The sequence below is a fragment of the Arthrobacter sp. Y3221160 genome (assembly GCF_059092585.1).
Genome location: NZ_JBNHHU010000001.1, coordinates 1,312,324 through 1,327,882 on the forward strand (window position 1 = coordinate 1,312,324; position 15,559 = coordinate 1,327,882).

Consider the following 15,559-nt stretch of genomic DNA (forward strand, 5'->3'; position numbering starts at 1 on the left):
GCATGGTCGGATCAGTCGCGGGCCTGGATCGGCGCCAGCACCACTTCGCAGCGCTGGAACTCTTTCAGGTCCGAGTACCCGGTGGTCGCCATCGACCGGCGCAGCGCACCGACCAGGTTGGAGGTTCCGTCGGTGTGGTTGGACGGGCCGTGCAGCACCCGCTCCAGCGGTCCGACGGTTCCCACGTTCACGCGGTCGCCCCGGGGCAGTTCGTCGTGGTGGGCCTCCTGGCCCCAGTGCCAGCCGCGGCCCGGCGCTTCCTCCGCCCGGGCCAGGGCGGAACCGAGCATCACGGCGTCCGCCCCCATGGCGATGGCCTTGACGATGTCGCCGCTGAAGCCCACGCCGCCGTCGGCGATCACGTGCACGTAGCGGCCGCCCGATTCGTCCATGTAGTCCCGGCGCGCGGCCGCCACATCGGAGATCGCCGAGGCCATCGGGGCGTGGATGCCCAGCGCCCGGCGCGTGGTCGTCGTCGCTCCCCCGCCGAAGCCCACCAGCACGCCGGCCGCGCCGGTGCGCATCAGGTGCAGCGCCGGGGTGTAGCCGGCGGCGCCGCCGACGATCACCGGCGTGTCCAGCTCGTAGATGAACTGCTTTAGGTTCAGCGGTTCCTGCGTCTTGGAGACGTGTTCGGCGGAGACGGTGGTGCCGCGGATCACGAAGATGTCCACGCCGGCGGCGACCACGGTCTTGTAGAACTCCTGGGTGCGCTGCGGCGTCAGCGAGCCGGCCACGGTCACCCCGGCTTCCCGGATTTCGGCCAGCCGGGAGGTGATCAGTTCCGGCTGCACGGGGGCGGAGTAGAGCTCCTGCATCCGCTTGGTCGCGGCCGGGCTGAAGTTCTCCGTGCCCAGCGCGGCGATCTCGTCCAGCACCGGCAGCGGATCCTCGTACCGGGTCCACAGGCCCTCGAGATTGAGGACGCCCAGGCCGCCGAGCTTGCCCAGCGCGATGGCGGTGGCCGGCGACATGACCGAGTCCATCGGCGCGGCGATGACCGGCGCGTCGAACGTGTAGGCGTCGATCTGCCAGCTGACCGAGACATCCTTGGGATCGCGCGTCCGGCGCGAGGGGACGATCGCCACGTCATCGAGGGAGTAGGCTCGGCGCCCACGCTTGCCACGGCCAATTTCAATCTCGTAAGTCACGGCTCTAGGTTATCCCACCACTGGAACGCTTCACCTTGGAACGGGCAGGGAGAGGACTTTCGCCGGCGCCTGGCGGACAGGGCGGACCCCTCGTGACGGCTGCACGGCTCTCCTCTTCGGACTGCTGGCGTCGTCCCGGCGCAGGCGGTACGCTCGACCTGCCGCACGGCCGGCAAGCGCACCGCAGGCCCTCTCTCTTGACGGTTGCCGCGGGCCGGCCGCAGGCAGCCGGAGCGGGAAGTGGTCAGTCATGGGAGGAAGATTCCGGCGGTCCGTCGGGCGCATGCGACCGTTCGCGAGCGGCTTGGCGGCCACCCTGTGTTTTGGCATCGCCGGGCTGGTCTGGTCCATGCCCTCCCTTCATGCGCGCCGGTTGCGGCGAGCCGCATCGTGTACCGTTTGCGCTTCCCACCAGCGGGTGCGCGGCACCGCCCTCTTTGTGGTGGCGGCCCTCCTGGTCGCCGGAGCCGGAGCCCGCGTCCAGGAGGCGCTCTCCCCGCAGATCGTTTGCCACAGCCATATCACTGCCGACGGGCAGATCAAGCCTGAGCCGCGCCTGCAGATTTCACCGCCGGCCCCGTGGCGCATCACCCGCAATTTTCTGGTCGCCCCCATCAGCGGCGTCGGGGTCCTGACCGGGCGCAGCCTTGATATGGAAGCGTGCTCGGGACCGTCGCTGTTGGTCATGTTCTGGCCCCCGCCGCGCACCAGCGGCGGCGGAACAATGCTCGGAGACGTGTTCGTTGCGTGGATGCCGCCGGTGGACCCGGCCGGTGCACTGAGCGTCAACGGATATGGCATTGCCGATGAAGGCCAGTATGTCCGCTACGGCCCGAACATCTCCCAGACCCGGACCGGGGACGAGGCCCTCGCCCTCCACGAGTCGCGGCATGTTGACCAGTGGGCCGTAGCTAATCTGCTCGCCGGCCCGTTCGCATTTCCGGCGGCGTACATCATCGACGGGGCACTGTTCCCCTCCTCGCGCAACCACTTCGAGCGGGCCGCCGGATTGGCCGATGGGGCGTATCCGGCCGCGCCGGACAACTGGCCGGCGCCGCGCTGGCCTGACACCGCGGCCCTCGTGCTCATCGCGCTCCTGATCTTCCGACGCCGGCTCCGTTGGCTCACCCGCGTCGCGGTCGGTGGCCGCGCGCACGCCCGGGCCCACGCGCCGAGGCGCTGTCCCGTCCATACGCGGGGCTGGTCGCGGGGCGCCGGCGAAGGTCCTGCCGCTGGTTAACGCGAGTGGCGCCGCTCCCCTGGTGCGGGGAACGGCGCCGTCGACGACTGCGGGACTACCGCTTGTAGTTCGGTGCCTCCACGGTCATCATGATGTCGTGCGGGTGGGACTCCTTCAGCCCCGCCGCGGTGATCCGCACGAACTTGCCCTTGGCCTTCAGCTCGGCGATGTTGCGGGCACCGGTGTAGAACATGGTCTGGCGCAGGCCGCCGACCAGCTGGTGCGCGACGGCCGAGAGCGGGCCGCGGTAGGGCACCTGGCCTTCGATGCCCTCGGGGATCAGCTTCTCGTCGTCGGGCACGTCGGCCTGGAAGTAGCGGTCCTTGGAGTAGGAGGTGTTCTTCCCGCGCGTCTGCATGGCCCCCAGCGAGCCCATGCCGCGGTAGGCCTTGAACTGCTTGCCGTTGACGAACACCAGGTCCCCCGGGGATTCCGCGGCGCCGGCCAGCAGCGAGCCGAGCATCACCGTGTCCGCGCCGGCGACCAGGGCCTTGCCGATGTCGCCGGAGTGCTGCAGGCCGCCGTCGGCAATCACCGGGATGCCCGCCGGGATGGCCGCCTTGGCCGACTCGTAGATCGCCGTGATCTGCGGTACGCCAACGCCTGCCACCACCCGGGTGGTGCAGATGGAGCCCGGGCCCACGCCCACCTTGATGGCGTCGGCGCCGGCGTCGACCAGTGCCTGCGCGCCCTCGCGGGTGGCGGCCTGGCCGCCGATCACGTCCACGTGGGCCGCGGCCGGGTCCTTCTTCAGCCGGGCGATCATGTCCAGCACGCCCTGGCTGTGGCCGTTGGCGGTGTCCACCACGAGGACGTCCACGCCGGCCTCGATCATGGTCATCGAGCGCTCGTAGCCGTCGCCGAAGAAGCCCACAGCCGCGCCGACGCGCAGCCGGCCGTCGTCGTCCTTGGTGGCCAGCGGGTACTGCTCCGCCTTGTCGAAGTCCTTGACGGTGATCAGGCCCTGCAGCATGCCGGCGTCGTCCACCAGCGGGAGTTTCTCGATCCGATTCTTGCCCAGCAGTTCGATGACTTCCGGGCGGCTGATCCCCACCTTGCCCGTGATCAGCGGCATGGAGGTCATCACCTCGTGCACCTTGGTGGTGGGATAGTCGGCGCGGGGCACGAAACGGGTGTCGCGGTTGGTGCAGATGCCCACCAGCTTGCCCTCGGAGTCCACCACGGGCAGTCCGGACACGCGGTAGTTGTAGCAAAGTTCGTCCAGTTCGGCCAGCGTGGCGTCCGGGGCGATGGTCACCGGGTTGGTGATCATGCCGGACTCGCTGCGCTTGACCCGGTCCACGTGCTCGGCCTGGTCCTGGATGGACAGGTTGCGGTGGATGACGCCCAGGCCGCCCTGGCGCGCCATGGCGATGGCCATCCGCGATTCCGTCACGGTATCCATGGCGGCGGAGAGGAGCGGGGTCTGGACCGTGATGCGGCGGGTCAGGCGGGAGCTGGTATCGGCCTCGGACGGAATCACATCCGTCGGGCCTGGCAGCAGGAGCACGTCGTCGTAGGTCAGACCCTCGAAAGCGAACGGATTGAATTCTTCGGACACTGCAGGGCCTTTCGAGCGATACCGGTGGCGGCCGCCGGTCACCGACAGCGGGGATCGGGTTCCGGGGTTGGTTACATCCTAAAACGATTCCGCCCTGGCCACTATTTCCCGCGGCAACCGATGTGGCGGAGCTAACGTGCGCGCCCGGCTCCGGGGCTTCCACCACCCCGGACCCCACGACGACGAAGGGGACCCTGCACTGGCAGGATCCCCTCCGGACGGGCGAAGCCCGACCAACAGCCGGCGGCGTGCGCTAGTGCTGGTGGTTGTGCCCGTCCTCTTCGGCCGGCTTCTCGACGACCAGGGTTTCGGTGGTCAGCACCAGTGCCGCGATCGAGGCCGCGTTGCGCAGCGCCGAGCGGGTCACCTTCACCGGGTCGATGATGCCCGCGGCGACGAGGTCCTCGTATTCGCCGGTGGCGGCGTTGAAGCCGTTATTGAGCTCCATGTCGCCCACCTTGGAGACAACGACCATGCCCTCGTGGCCGGCGTTTTCGGCGATCCAGCGCAGCGGCTGGGCCAGCGCGCGGCGGACCAGGCCGACGGCGGTGGCTGCGTCGCCCTCGAGCGCCAGCACGTTCGGGTCGGTGTCCAGAGCCTGGGCGGCGTGCACCAGGGCGGTGCCGCCGCCGGCCACGATGCCTTCTTCCAGGGCAGCGCGGGTGGAGGACACGGCGTCCTCGATCCGGTGCTTCTTCTCCTTCATTTCGACCTCGGTGGCAGCGCCGACCTTGATCACGCCGATGCCGCCGGACAGCTTGGCCAGCCGCTCCTGGAGCTTCTCGCGGTCCCAATCGGAATCGGTGCGCAGCACCTCCGCCTGCAACTGGGACACGCGGTCGGCTACGTCGGCCTCGGAGCCGGCGCCGTCAACAATGGTGGTGTTGTCTTTGGTGACGGTGATGCGGCGTGCCGTGCCCAGCACCTCGAGGCCCACCTGGTCCAGCTTCAGGCCGAGGTCCGCGGACACGACCTGGGCGCCGGTGAGCACCGCGATGTCCTGCAGCATGGCCTTGCGGCGGTCGCCAAAGCCCGGCGCCTTTACGGCGGCAACGTTGAGGGTGCCGCGGATCTTGTTGACCACCAGGGTGGACAGGGCCTCGCCGTCGATGTCTTCGGCGATGATGAACAGCGGCTTGTTGGCCTGCAGCACCTTTTCCAGCAGCGGCAGGAACTCCTGCACCGTGGAGATCTTGCCCTGGGAGATCAGGATCAGCGCGTCCTCGAGGACTGCCTCCTGGCGCTCCTGGTCGGTGACGAAGTACTGCGACAGCAGGCCCTTGTCGAACTGCATGCCCTCGGTGAGCACCAGCTCGGTCTCCATGCTGGAGCCCTCTTCGATGGTGATGACGCCGTCCTTGCCCACCTTGTCGAACGCTTCGGCCAGCAGTTTGCCGACCTCCGGGCTCTGGGCGGAGATGGTGGCGACCTCGGCGACCCTGCCTTCGACCTCGCGGGCATTCTCCAGCAGGCGGGCGGCAACGGCCTCGACCGCTACCTCGATGCCGTGCTTGAGGGCGCCGGGGGCGGCGCCGGCGGCCACGTTGCGGAGGCCTTCCTTCACCAGCGCCTGGGCCAGGACGGTAGCCGTGGTGGTGCCGTCACCGGCAACATCGTTGGTCTTGGTGGCGACTTCCTTGGCCAACTGCGCGCCGAGGTTCTCGTACGGATCGTCGAGTTCCACCTCGCGGGCGATGGTCACGCCGTCGTTGGTGATGGTGGGCGCACCCCACTTCTTGTCCAGGACCACGTTGCGGCCACGCGGACCGAGGGTGACCCGGACGGTATTGGCGAGCTTGTCGACGCCGGCTTCCAGCGCCTTGCGGGCGGCGTCGTTGAACTCCAACTGCTTTGCCATGAATTTGTTCCTTTCACGCAAAATGCCCCGGCTGCGCTGCTAGAGGAGGCAGCCGGGGCATTTCGGTTGTCCGTGATTCCGGCTGCGGGCGTCGACTGCGCGCGCCCGAGCCGCCGGACTCAGCTGATGGGCCTTACTTGGTGACGATGGCCAGCACGTCGCGGGCGGAGAGCACCAGGTACTCTTCCCCGCCGACCTTGACCTCGGTTCCGCCGTACTTCGAGTAGATGACGACGTCACCCTCGGCTACGTCAACGGGAACCCGGTTGCCATTGTCATCGACGCGGCCGGGGCCGATCGCGACAACTTTGCCTTCCTGCGGCTTTTCCTTGGCGGTGTCCGGAATGACCAGGCCGGAGGCCGTGGTCTGCTCTGCTTCGAGCGGCTGGACAACAATACGATCCTCAAGAGGCTTAATGGAGACCGACACTCGGCTCTCTCCTTTTCATGCGCTACGAATAGGTTGGCCAAGGAGATGTCTGCCGTCGTCGCGGTGCCGGCAGGCGGTTCCTTGTATTAGCACCCACACGGGGTGAGTGCTAACTGCGACTCTATGAGAAGGATTAGCACTCGGTCAAGGCGAGTGCCAGCGGCGGGCCCTCCGGCTTCCGTGGCCGCCGCCTATGTGACGAAGATCGGCTCTGCCGTCCACCGGCCAAGTTGCGTAAGGCTAACCTAACCCGGTAGCTTTCAAGCTGCGCGCAAATAGCAAACGTTTATGTTGCCTAATGCCGGTCCCCGCCCGGGACGGCGTTGACGAACAATGGAGAGTCAGTGAAAAAGCCCCTGAAGTCCGGCCTGGTGGCCATGACCGCAGCCGTTTCCATGCTCGCCCTGAGCGCCTGCGGCCAGCAGACCGACGCCGCGGCAGGCACCGGCGCCGAGACGATCAGCGTTGAGCACGCCTCCGGCACCACCGACGTGCCGGTGAACCCGGAGACGGTCTACACCTTCGATCTCGGGGTGCTGGACAGCCTCACCGCCCTGGGCGTCGAGGTCGACGGCGTCCCGGAGGCGGCCGTGTTCCCCGAATCGCTGGCGCAGTACGCCGGCGACGAATACACCAAGATCGGCTCCATGAAGGAACCCGACTTCGAGGCCATCAGCGAAGGCGCACCCGACCTGATCATCATCTCGGGCCGCACCGCCGAGGCCTACGGGGAGCTGAGCAAAATCGCCCCGACCATCGACCTGAGCGTGGACACCGCCGCTCCGATCGAGAGCTTCAAGGAAGTCTCCGCGACCCTCGGCGAGATCTTCGGCAAGGAAGCCGAAGTCGAAGAAAAGCTGGCGGCCATCGACACCCGGATCGAGGACACCAAGGCCGCAGCTGCCGACGCCGGCACCGGTTTGGTGCTGATGACGAGCGGCGGCGAGATGACGGCCTACGGCTCGGGGTCCCGCTTCGGCATCGTGCACGATGTCCTGGGCGTGCAGACCGCCGCGGATGTGAAGTCCGAGGGCCCGCACGGCGAGGCCATTTCGCACGAATTCGTCGCCGAGGCCAACCCGGACCACCTGTTCGTGATCGACCGCGACTCCGCCGTCGGCGAATCCGGGGAAGCCGCTGCGGCCGTCCTGGACAACGACCTGGTCAACGGCACCAGCGCCGCCAAGAACGACAGCATTACCTATCTGGACTCGGCCTCCTGGTACCTGGTGGGCTACGGCCTGAATAATACGGACGCCATGATCAGCGCCGTCCAGGCAGCCGTCACGAAGTAGCACCCGTACGGCCGCCGGCGTCCCGCCGGCGGCCTGCGCGGTGGCCCGACCCATGGCTTCCTCCACGATTTCCAGTCCGGCCCCGGCCGCAGCAGCCGCGGCGGGACGCTCCCGCGCCCGCGGATCCGGTTCCCAGCTCGCCTGGGCGGCCACCGCCGTCGTCGTCCTGGCCATTGCCAGCATGTTTGTGGGCGTCAGCGATGTGTCGCTGCCTGCCCTGCTGGCCGGCGACCAGAAGGCCTGGGACATTTTCTGGATCAGCCGGCTGCCGCGCACCCTGTCGGTCATCCTGGCCGGCGCGGCGCTGGGGATTGCCGGGCTGATCATGCAGCTGATGGCGCGGAACAAATTCGTGGAGCCGTCCACCGTGGGCACCGTGGAGTCTGCCTCGCTGGGCATCCTGGTGGTCACGGTGGCGATCCCCGGTGCCACCCTGTTGGCCAAGATGTCCGTGGCGACCGTGTTCGCGGCCGCCGGGACCGGCCTGTTCCTGCTGGTGCTGCGCCGGATCCCGCTGCGCAACACGCTCATTGTGCCGCTGGTGGGCATCATGCTGGGCGGCGTCATCGCCGCGGTGACCACGTTCTTTGCCTACCGCTTTGACCTGCTGCAGACGCTGAACAGCTGGATGATCGGCGACTTCTCCGGCGTGCTCCGCGGCCGCTACGAGCTCCTCTGGATTGTCGCGCTGCTCGCGGTGATCGGCTACCTGTGCGCGGACCGCTTCACGATGGCCGGCATGGGGCAGGAATTTTCCACCAATCTGGGCCTGCACTACGGCCGGATCCTGACGCTCGGGCTGGTCATCGTCTCGCTGATCAGCGCCGTGGTGGTGGTCAACATCGGCGCCATTCCGTTCCTGGGGCTGGTGGTGCCCAACCTGGTGTCGCTGGCGTTCGGCGACAGCGCCCGCCGCGCGGTTCCCTGGGTCGCAGTCTTCGGTGCGGGCTTTGTGCTGCTGTGCGACATCATCGGCCGCACCATCCGCTACCCCTACGAAATCCCGGTGGGCGTGATCGTCTCCGCCGTCGGCAGCGCCGTCTTCCTCTACCTGCTGCTGAGGACCCGCAAGAATGGCTGATTCGGTACTTCCCGCCGCGCTGACGCAGCGCAAGCGCCGCACCCTCACCACGGTCCGGCCGCGGACCTGGATCATCCTGTTGGGCCTGCTGACGGCCGCCCTCGTGGCGGTGTTCATGACCATCGACCTGCGCGGCAACCTCGGCTACATCCTGCCCCGGCGTGCCATCAAAGTCGGTTCGATGCTGCTGGTGGCGTACGCCGTGGGCGTGTCCACGGTGTTGTTCCAGACGGTGACCGCCAACCGGATTTTGACTCCGTCGATCATGGGCTTCGATGCCCTCTACATGCTGATCCAGACCGGGCTGACCTTCGCGATCGGCGGGCAGGCGCTGCTGAGCCTGGGCGCGCCGGTGCGCTTCGTGATCGAAGTGATGCTGATGGTGGGCTTCTCCTTCCTGATCTACCGCTGGCTGTTCACCGGCGGCGGCAAGAGCCTGCACCTGATGCTGCTGGTGGGCATCGTGTTCGGGACCATGTTCCGCGGCATCTCCTCGCTGCTGCAGCGGCTGATCGACCCGAGCGAATTCATCATCCTGCAGGACCTGTTCTTCGCCAGCTTCAACAACGTGGACGGCGTGCTGCTGGCCGTGTCCGCGGTAGCCGTGGCCGCGGCCACCGTCCCGGTCTGGCGGATGCGCCGGCAGCTGGACGTGCTGGCGCTGGGCCGGGACACGGCGCTGAACCTGGGCGTGGACCACCGGCGGGCCGTCACCACCGTCCTGATGCTGTGCGCCATCCTGGTGGCCGTATCCACCGCACTGGTGGGACCGATCACGTTCTTTGGCCTGCTGGTGGCCAGCCTGGCCTACCTGCTGTGCTCGCACTTCCGGCACGTGTACGTGCTGCCCATCGCCGTGCTGCTGGGCGCCATCGCCCTGGTCGGCGGCCAGCTGGTCCTCGAGCAGGTGTTCAGTTTCGATACCGCGCTGAGCATCGTCATTGAATTCGCCGGCGGCATCCTGTTCATCGCCCTGCTGCTGAAAGGCTCCATCAAATGATCCACGTCTCCGGAGTCTCCAAGACCTACGGCACGCAGACCGTGGTGGACGACGTCAGCTGCTACATCAAGGACGGCGGCATCACCTCGATCATCGGGCCGAACGGCGCCGGCAAGTCCACGCTGCTGTCCATGGTCTCCCGGCTGCTGCCCATGGACGCCGGGGCGGTGACCATCGACGGGCTCGACGTCGGCAAGACCGCGGGCAAGGAACTGGCCCGCAAGATGGCCATCCTGCGCCAGGACAACCAGCTGACCGTCCGCCTGACCGTTCGGGACCTGGTGGGCTTCGGCCGTTTCCCGCACAACAACGGCCGGCCGGGCCCGGCCGACCTCGTGCAGATCGAGCAGGCGCTGGCGTACCTGGACCTGACGTCGATGGCGGACAAGTTCGTGGACGAACTCTCCGGCGGCCAGCGGCAGCGGGCGTTCATCGCCATGGTGCTGGCCCAGGACACCGATTACCTGCTGCTGGACGAACCGCTGAACAACCTGGACATGAAGCACTCGGTGGAGATGATGCGGCTGCTGCGCCGGCTGACCGATGAGCTGGGCAAGACCGTGGTGCTGGTCATCCACGACATCAACTTCGCGTCCTGCTACTCGGACTCGATCATCGCCATGCGCTCCGGCCGCCTGGTGCACCAGGGCCCGCCGGCACAGATCATGCAGCCGGACGTGCTGCGCGACGTGTACGACATCGACATCCGCATCGAGGAGATCGAGGGCAACAGGATCGGCGTCTACTTCGCCTGACGCCGGACGGCGGAGTTGTTGCCGGCCACGGGGTCCCGGCCTCGACCTGCGAGGCCGGCAGGGCCGGCACGGCGTCAGACCACGGAGAAATCGCCGGGCAGCATGGTCCGCCCGGTCAGGGCCAGCAGCACCTGCGCCCCGTCGCCGCGTTCGGCGGCGATCTCCATGGCCAGCCGCCCGGCTTCCAGCTCCACGCTGCGCGGCAGCTCCGCCACCAGGCCGCAGGCCCGGGACAGGTCGAGCGTGTGCACCGCAAGTTCGAAGATCCGGGTGGGCAGGTAGTCGCTGAAGCGCATCCCGCCGGCGGCCGTCTCGATGACCCGGTCCTCGGTCAGCGGCAGCGTGTTTTCCAGCTGGGCCAGCAGCCGGTCCACCATGTCCACCGGGTGCGGGCCCAACTCCTTGCCGGCTGCCACGGCCCGTTCGGTGACGCCGGGATCATTGGCCAGTCCGGTGGCCAGGTAATAGTCCGCGGCCGATTCAACCTGGACAGTCTTGGCGGGGCGCCCCAGGTAGGTCAGCACCGTGGACAGCGCCCGGCTGGTATGTCCGGCGAGCGTCCGGACGCTCCAATCGTCCAGCCCGGGTGCGTTCCATGCGGTCGGCGGCACGTTTGCCAGCACCTCGCGGAAGTACCGGCCCGCGGACAGGAACGTTGCCGCCGATTCGATCATGCGCCCATGCTACGGCCGGCAGGCGGCCGCGACCAGCGTCCCCTTCGTCCTAACCGGTCCGGCCGGGAATGACCGCAGGAGTCGTTCAGGCGAGGCGCCGCAGCTCCGGCTTCCAGCCCGGGGCAGGTGCAGCGACGCCTGCGGCGACGTCATCCCAGAGGGCCTGCCAGCCCCGGTGCGCCCTGTTGCCGGCTTCGATCAGCTCGCCAAGTTCCGCTTCAATCTCGGCTTGGCAAGCGTCTGTATCAATGTCGTACCCGTCGATGGATGTGGACATCATGCACGCCTCCTCACAGTAAGCTTCCTTACCGACCCTACGGAGTCCCAGCATATCCCGCTATGGGGAGAACTACCCATCGCCGCTTTTAAGCCACGAATCGGCCGGTCCGCTTGCCTGCGTCCGCCGCCTGAATCCGCTGCACTAGGCTTGAAACCATGGCACCCGAGACCCACGCCGAGAGCATTGCACCAATTCTCACTCCGGAAGGCTGGGAGCTGCTGAATTCGCTCGGCCCCTATTCCGAAGCGGAGAGCCTGCACACCGGCACCGAGCTGCGCAAGGCCGGCCACTCCCCCGAACTGGTCTCAGCCGCCATGACACAGTCCCGCCTGCGTGCGAAGGCCAAGGCGAAGTTCGGTCCGTTCGCGGAGAAAATGCTGTTCACCACGGCGGGGCTGGAACAGGCCACACGGCTGAACATCGCGGCCCTGCACGCGCGGCGGTTCCAGGCCGCCGGGGTGGAGCACGTCGCAGACCTGGGCTGTGGAATCGGCGCGGACGCCATGGCGCTGGCCAGCCTGGACCGCAGAGTCACCGCCGTGGAACGGGACGAGACCACCGCCGCGGTGGCCACCATCAACTTGATGCCATGGCCGACCGCGACCGTGGTCAATGCCGATGCGGAGGGACTGGACCTCACCGGGATCGACGGCGTGTGGCTGGACCCGGCGCGGCGGACGACGACGGCCTCGGGCACCACCCGCATCTTCGACCCGGAGGCGTTTTCTCCGCCGCTGTCCTTCGTGGAGGGGCTGGCCGACCGGGGAATGCCGGTGGGGGTCAAGCTGGGCCCGGGGATTCCCCATGAGGCGCTGCCCGACAACTGCGAGGCCCAATGGGTATCCGTCGACGGCGACGTGGTCGAGGCGGCGCTGTGGTTCAACCGGCTGGCGCGGCCGGGCATCCGGCGGGCGGCATTGGTCACCGGAGCCGGCGGCACCGCCGAGCTGACCAGCGCCGTCGGCTACGACCCGGCCAACCAGGACGTGGCGATCGGACCGGCGGCCGGGTACCTGTACGAGCCCGACGGCGCCGTGATCCGCGCCGGGCTGGTGGCCGACCTGGCCCGCGGGCTGGGCGGGCACCTGCTGGATGAGCACATCGCCTACATCTGCGCCCCACACCTGCAGCCATCGCCGTTCGCCCGGGCGTACCGCGTGCTGGAGGTCAAGCCGTACAACGTCAAGAAGCTCAAGGCCTGGGTGAAGGCGAGCCGGATCGGCACGCTGGAGATCAAGAAGCGCGGCACGTCGGTTGCACCGGACGAGCTGCGCAAGACCCTGTTGACCGGTTCCGGCAAGGGGCCGAACAAGGCGACCCTGGTGCTGACGAGGGTCGGCGAGGACCGGATCGCCATCGTCGTCGAGCCCGTTCCCGCCGCCGGCGCCCGCAGCCGCGAGCGCAGCGCCAGGCCCTGACGCACTAGAATCAAGCTGTGTCTGGCCCCGCGGCCCCAGCAGACGCATACCTCCGGCGGCAGCCGGTCCAGCCAAAGACGGAGCAACGTTTGTACATCGATTTCGCACGGTCCGCCCAATCCTCCCTCGGGGTTGAGTGGGAGCTGGCGCTGGTGGATGCCCAGACCGGCGAACTGGTCTCGGTGGCCGAGCAGGTGCTGGACGCCGTCCGCGCCGGGCATCCGGAGCTGCGGGACGATGACGAGCACCCGCACGTGAAGCAAGAGCTGCTGCTGAACACCGTGGAGCTGGTCACCGGCGTCTGCAACACCGTCCGCGAGGCCAAAGCGGACCTGAGCAGCGCCCTGGCGGCCGTCCGCGACGTCACCGACCCGATGGGGGTGGAGCTTTTCTGCGCGGGCAGCCATCCGTTTGCCGCGCCGCGGTTGCAGCCGGTCACCGACAAGGAACGGTACGCCAAGCTGATCGACCGTACCCAGTGGTGGGGGCACCAGATGGTGATTTACGGCGTGCACGTGCACGTGGGCCTGGACCACCGGGACAAGGCCCTGCCGGTGTTGGACGGGCTCGTCAACTATTTCCCGCACTTCCAGGCGATCTCCGCCTCCTCCCCCTTCTGGGCGGGAGAGGACACCGGCTACGCCTCGCAGCGCGCGCTGATGTTCCAGCAGCTGCCCACCGCGGGGCTGCCGTTCCAGTTCCCCAGCTGGGCGGTGTACGAGGATTACGTCGAGGACATGTTCACCACCGGGGTGATCGACACGATCAGCGAGATCCGCTGGGACATCCGGCCGGTTCCCGCGCTGGGCACCATCGAGATGCGGGTGTGCGACGGGCTGTCCACCCTGCAGGACGTCGGGGCCGTGGCCGCGCTGACGCAGTGCCTGGTGGACGAGTTCTCCACCGCGCTGGACAACGGCTGGGCGATCCCCACCATGCCGCCGTGGCACGTGCAGGAGAACAAGTGGCGTGCCGCCCGCTACGGCATGGACGCCATCATCATCCTCAACGCCGCCGGCAAGGAAATGCCGGTCACGGAGCACCTGCGCGAACACGTGCTGAACCGGCTGGAACCGGTCGCCCGAAAGCTTGGCTGCAGCGACGAACTGGCAGACGTGGAGAAGATCCTCGAAGCCGGCGCCGGCTACCAGCGCCAGCGCAGGGTTGCCGCGGAACACGGCGGCGACCTGCGCGCCGTCGTCCTCGACGTGGTCAGTCAGCTTCGCGGGAGCAACTGAGAGCCGGAAACCGGTCCCGTTTGGTCTCGAACAGGCGTAGGCTCTGCCCCAGGGGATACAGAGCCGGATGCGGGAAAGGGCTGGGCATGGCCGGGGACAAGCACGCTGACGACGAGGCGCTGTACCAGGCGGACGCCCCGGATCCGGAGCAGGATTCCGACGCGCCGCCGCACGCCGGCTCGGCCGGCCTGGCTGCCGCCATCGAACCGGACGTCGACCGCGGGCCCGAGGACCGGGCGGAAGACGGGGACAAGGAACCGGCCTCCCCGCGGGACCCGGAAGACGGCGCCTAGGACCGGCCACGCCGGTCTCCGGCAGCACGGTCTCCCGGGCGCGGGCCTCCCGGACGCCTGGGGGCCTTGACCGTTGCTTGCCGGGCGTGTGAAGCTTGCGGGCACTCGACTATCCGCTTCCCCCAGGAGGCACCGATGAGAGCCATGGTGTACCGCGGGCCCTACAAGACCCGGGTAGAAGAAAAAGACATTCCCGCCATTGAACACCCCAACGATGCCATAGTCCGGGTGACGCTGGCCGGTATCTGCGGCTCGGACCTGCACCTTTACCACGGCATGATGCCCGATACCCGGGTCGGGATGACCTTCGGCCACGAGTTCATCGGCGTGGTCCACGAGGTGGGGCCGTCGGTCCGGAACCTCGCACCTGGCGACCGGGTCATGGTGCCGTTCAACGTGTACTGCGGTTCCTGTTACTTCTGCGCGCGGGGCCTGTACTCCAACTGCCACAACGTGAATCCGAATGCCACGGCGGTGGGCGCCATCTACGGCTACTCCCACACCTGCGGAGGCTACGACGGCGGCCAGGCCGAATACGTCCGGGTGCCCTTCGCCGACGTCGGACCCGCCCTGATCCCGGACTGGATGGACGACGAGGACGCCGTGATGCTCACCGACGCCCTGCCCACCGGCTACTTCGGGGCGCAGTTGGGCGACATCGTCGAAGGCGACACCGTGGTGGTGTTCGGGGCCGGACCGGTGGGGTTGTTTGCCGCAAAGTCCGCCTGGCTCATGGGAGCAGGGCGCGTGATCGTCATCGACCACTTGGAGTACCGGCTGGAGATGGCCCGTTCCTTCGCGCATGCGGAGACCTACAACTTCGTCGAGCATGACGACATCGTGGTGCACCTGAAAAAGGTGACGGATGATCTGGGGGCGGACGTGGCGATCGACGCCGTGGGCGCCGAGGCGGACGGCAACCTGACCCAGCACCTCACCTCCGCCAAGTTCAAGCTGCAGGGCGGCTCGCCCGTCGCCCTGAACTGGGCCATCGATTCGGTCCGCAAGGGCGGGACCATTTCCGTGATGGGCGCCTACGGGCCGATGTTCAGCGCGGTGAAGTTCGGGGACGCCCTGAACAAAGGGTTGACGCTGCGGATGAATCAGTGCCCGGTCAAGCGCCAGTGGCCGCGGCTGTTCGAGCACATCCGCAACGGTTACCTGAAACCCAACGACATCGTTACCCACCGCATACCGCTGGAGCATATCTCCGACGGTTATCACATTTTCTCGTCGAAACTCGATGGCTGCATCAAGCCGCTCATCGTGCCCGATGGCGGCTAGG

Annotated in this window: 15 protein-coding genes; 9 read left to right on the forward strand and 6 right to left on the reverse strand. The window is 67.9% G+C overall.

The genetic code is table 11. The features are described 5' to 3' along the window. Positions 1 to 11: 11 nt before the first annotated feature. Positions 12 to 1,151, reverse strand: coding sequence for a GuaB3 family IMP dehydrogenase-related protein (locus tag AC5RWG_RS05965; RefSeq protein WP_494000390.1), 1,140 nt, complete (start codon positions 1,149 to 1,151; stop codon positions 12 to 14). A 418-nt stretch (positions 1,152 to 1,569) separates the two neighbouring features. Here AC5RWG_RS05965 and AC5RWG_RS05970 point away from each other — a divergent pair, with 418 nt between their 5' ends. Then, positions 1,570 to 2,391, forward strand: a complete 822-nt coding sequence (locus AC5RWG_RS05970) for a hypothetical protein (RefSeq protein WP_494166578.1) — start codon at positions 1,570 to 1,572, stop codon at positions 2,389 to 2,391. 55 nt (positions 2,392 to 2,446) lie between these two features. On the opposite strand, the gene guaB is transcribed toward AC5RWG_RS05970, so the two are convergent. The 3 genes from guaB to groES all read right to left on the reverse strand — a co-directional run bounded on the left by guaB (position 2,447) and on the right by groES (position 6,240). Continuing rightward, positions 2,447 to 3,952: an IMP dehydrogenase gene (gene guaB, locus AC5RWG_RS05975; RefSeq protein ID WP_494000392.1), complete on the reverse strand. Its 1,506-nt coding sequence runs from the start codon at positions 3,950 to 3,952 to the stop codon at positions 2,447 to 2,449. A 253-nt stretch (positions 3,953 to 4,205) separates the two neighbouring features. Then, complete coding sequence (gene groL, locus AC5RWG_RS05980) at positions 4,206 to 5,810, reverse strand: chaperonin GroEL (protein WP_494000393.1); 1,605 nt, start codon at positions 5,808 to 5,810, stop codon at positions 4,206 to 4,208. A 133-nt stretch (positions 5,811 to 5,943) separates the two neighbouring features. Continuing rightward, a complete protein-coding gene (gene groES / locus AC5RWG_RS05985; protein ID WP_127511177.1) occupies positions 5,944 to 6,240 on the reverse strand; it encodes a co-chaperone GroES in 297 nt (98 codons plus the stop codon). Between the two features lie 344 nt (positions 6,241 to 6,584). Between groES and AC5RWG_RS05990 the strand changes: the two genes are divergently transcribed. The 4 genes from AC5RWG_RS05990 to AC5RWG_RS06005 are packed head-to-tail and all read left to right on the forward strand — an operon-like array spanning position 6,585 to position 10,371. Continuing rightward, on the forward strand, positions 6,585 to 7,535 hold the full coding sequence (locus tag AC5RWG_RS05990; RefSeq protein WP_494000394.1) for a siderophore ABC transporter substrate-binding protein: 951 nt from the start codon (positions 6,585 to 6,587) through the stop codon (positions 7,533 to 7,535). A 52-nt stretch (positions 7,536 to 7,587) separates the two neighbouring features. Then, positions 7,588 to 8,616 (forward strand): ABC transporter permease, encoded by a 1,029-nt coding sequence (locus tag AC5RWG_RS05995; RefSeq protein ID WP_494000395.1) that lies wholly within the window; start codon positions 7,588 to 7,590, stop codon positions 8,614 to 8,616. Then, entirely contained in the window at positions 8,609 to 9,616 is a 1,008-nt protein-coding gene (locus AC5RWG_RS06000) for an iron chelate uptake ABC transporter family permease subunit (RefSeq protein WP_494166579.1), read from the forward strand. The genes AC5RWG_RS05995 and AC5RWG_RS06000 overlap by 8 nt, the downstream gene beginning before the upstream one ends. Next, positions 9,613 to 10,371: an iron ABC transporter ATP-binding protein gene (locus AC5RWG_RS06005; RefSeq protein ID WP_493979500.1), complete on the forward strand. Its 759-nt coding sequence runs from the start codon at positions 9,613 to 9,615 to the stop codon at positions 10,369 to 10,371. The genes AC5RWG_RS06000 and AC5RWG_RS06005 overlap by 4 nt, the downstream gene beginning before the upstream one ends. 74 nt (positions 10,372 to 10,445) lie before the next feature. Here AC5RWG_RS06005 and AC5RWG_RS06010 read toward each other — a convergent pair whose 3' ends face one another. Beyond that, a complete protein-coding gene (locus AC5RWG_RS06010) occupies positions 10,446 to 11,045 on the reverse strand; it encodes a maleylpyruvate isomerase N-terminal domain-containing protein (RefSeq protein ID WP_494012650.1) in 600 nt (199 codons plus the stop codon). Between the two features lie 85 nt (positions 11,046 to 11,130). Continuing rightward, positions 11,131 to 11,325 (reverse strand): hypothetical protein, encoded by a 195-nt coding sequence (locus AC5RWG_RS06015; protein WP_494000398.1) that lies wholly within the window; start codon positions 11,323 to 11,325, stop codon positions 11,131 to 11,133. 155 nt (positions 11,326 to 11,480) lie between these two features. Between AC5RWG_RS06015 and AC5RWG_RS06020 the strand changes: the two genes are divergently transcribed. The 4 genes from AC5RWG_RS06020 to AC5RWG_RS06035 all read left to right on the forward strand — a co-directional run bounded on the left by AC5RWG_RS06020 (position 11,481) and on the right by AC5RWG_RS06035 (position 15,558). Beyond that, a complete protein-coding gene (locus AC5RWG_RS06020) occupies positions 11,481 to 12,743 on the forward strand; it encodes a THUMP-like domain-containing protein (protein WP_494101506.1) in 1,263 nt (420 codons plus the stop codon). A gap of 89 nt (positions 12,744 to 12,832) precedes the next feature. Then, a complete protein-coding gene (locus tag AC5RWG_RS06025) occupies positions 12,833 to 13,981 on the forward strand; it encodes a glutamate--cysteine ligase (RefSeq protein WP_494000400.1) in 1,149 nt (382 codons plus the stop codon). A gap of 86 nt (positions 13,982 to 14,067) precedes the next feature. After that, complete coding sequence (locus AC5RWG_RS06030) at positions 14,068 to 14,274, forward strand: hypothetical protein (RefSeq protein ID WP_494000401.1); 207 nt, start codon at positions 14,068 to 14,070, stop codon at positions 14,272 to 14,274. 135 nt (positions 14,275 to 14,409) lie between these two features. Continuing rightward, positions 14,410 to 15,558 carry a zinc-dependent alcohol dehydrogenase gene (locus AC5RWG_RS06035; RefSeq protein WP_494166580.1) on the forward strand — a complete coding sequence of 383 codons (1,149 nt, stop codon included), beginning with the start codon at positions 14,410 to 14,412 and terminating at the stop codon, positions 15,556 to 15,558. The last annotated feature ends 1 nt before the right edge of the window (position 15,559 follow it).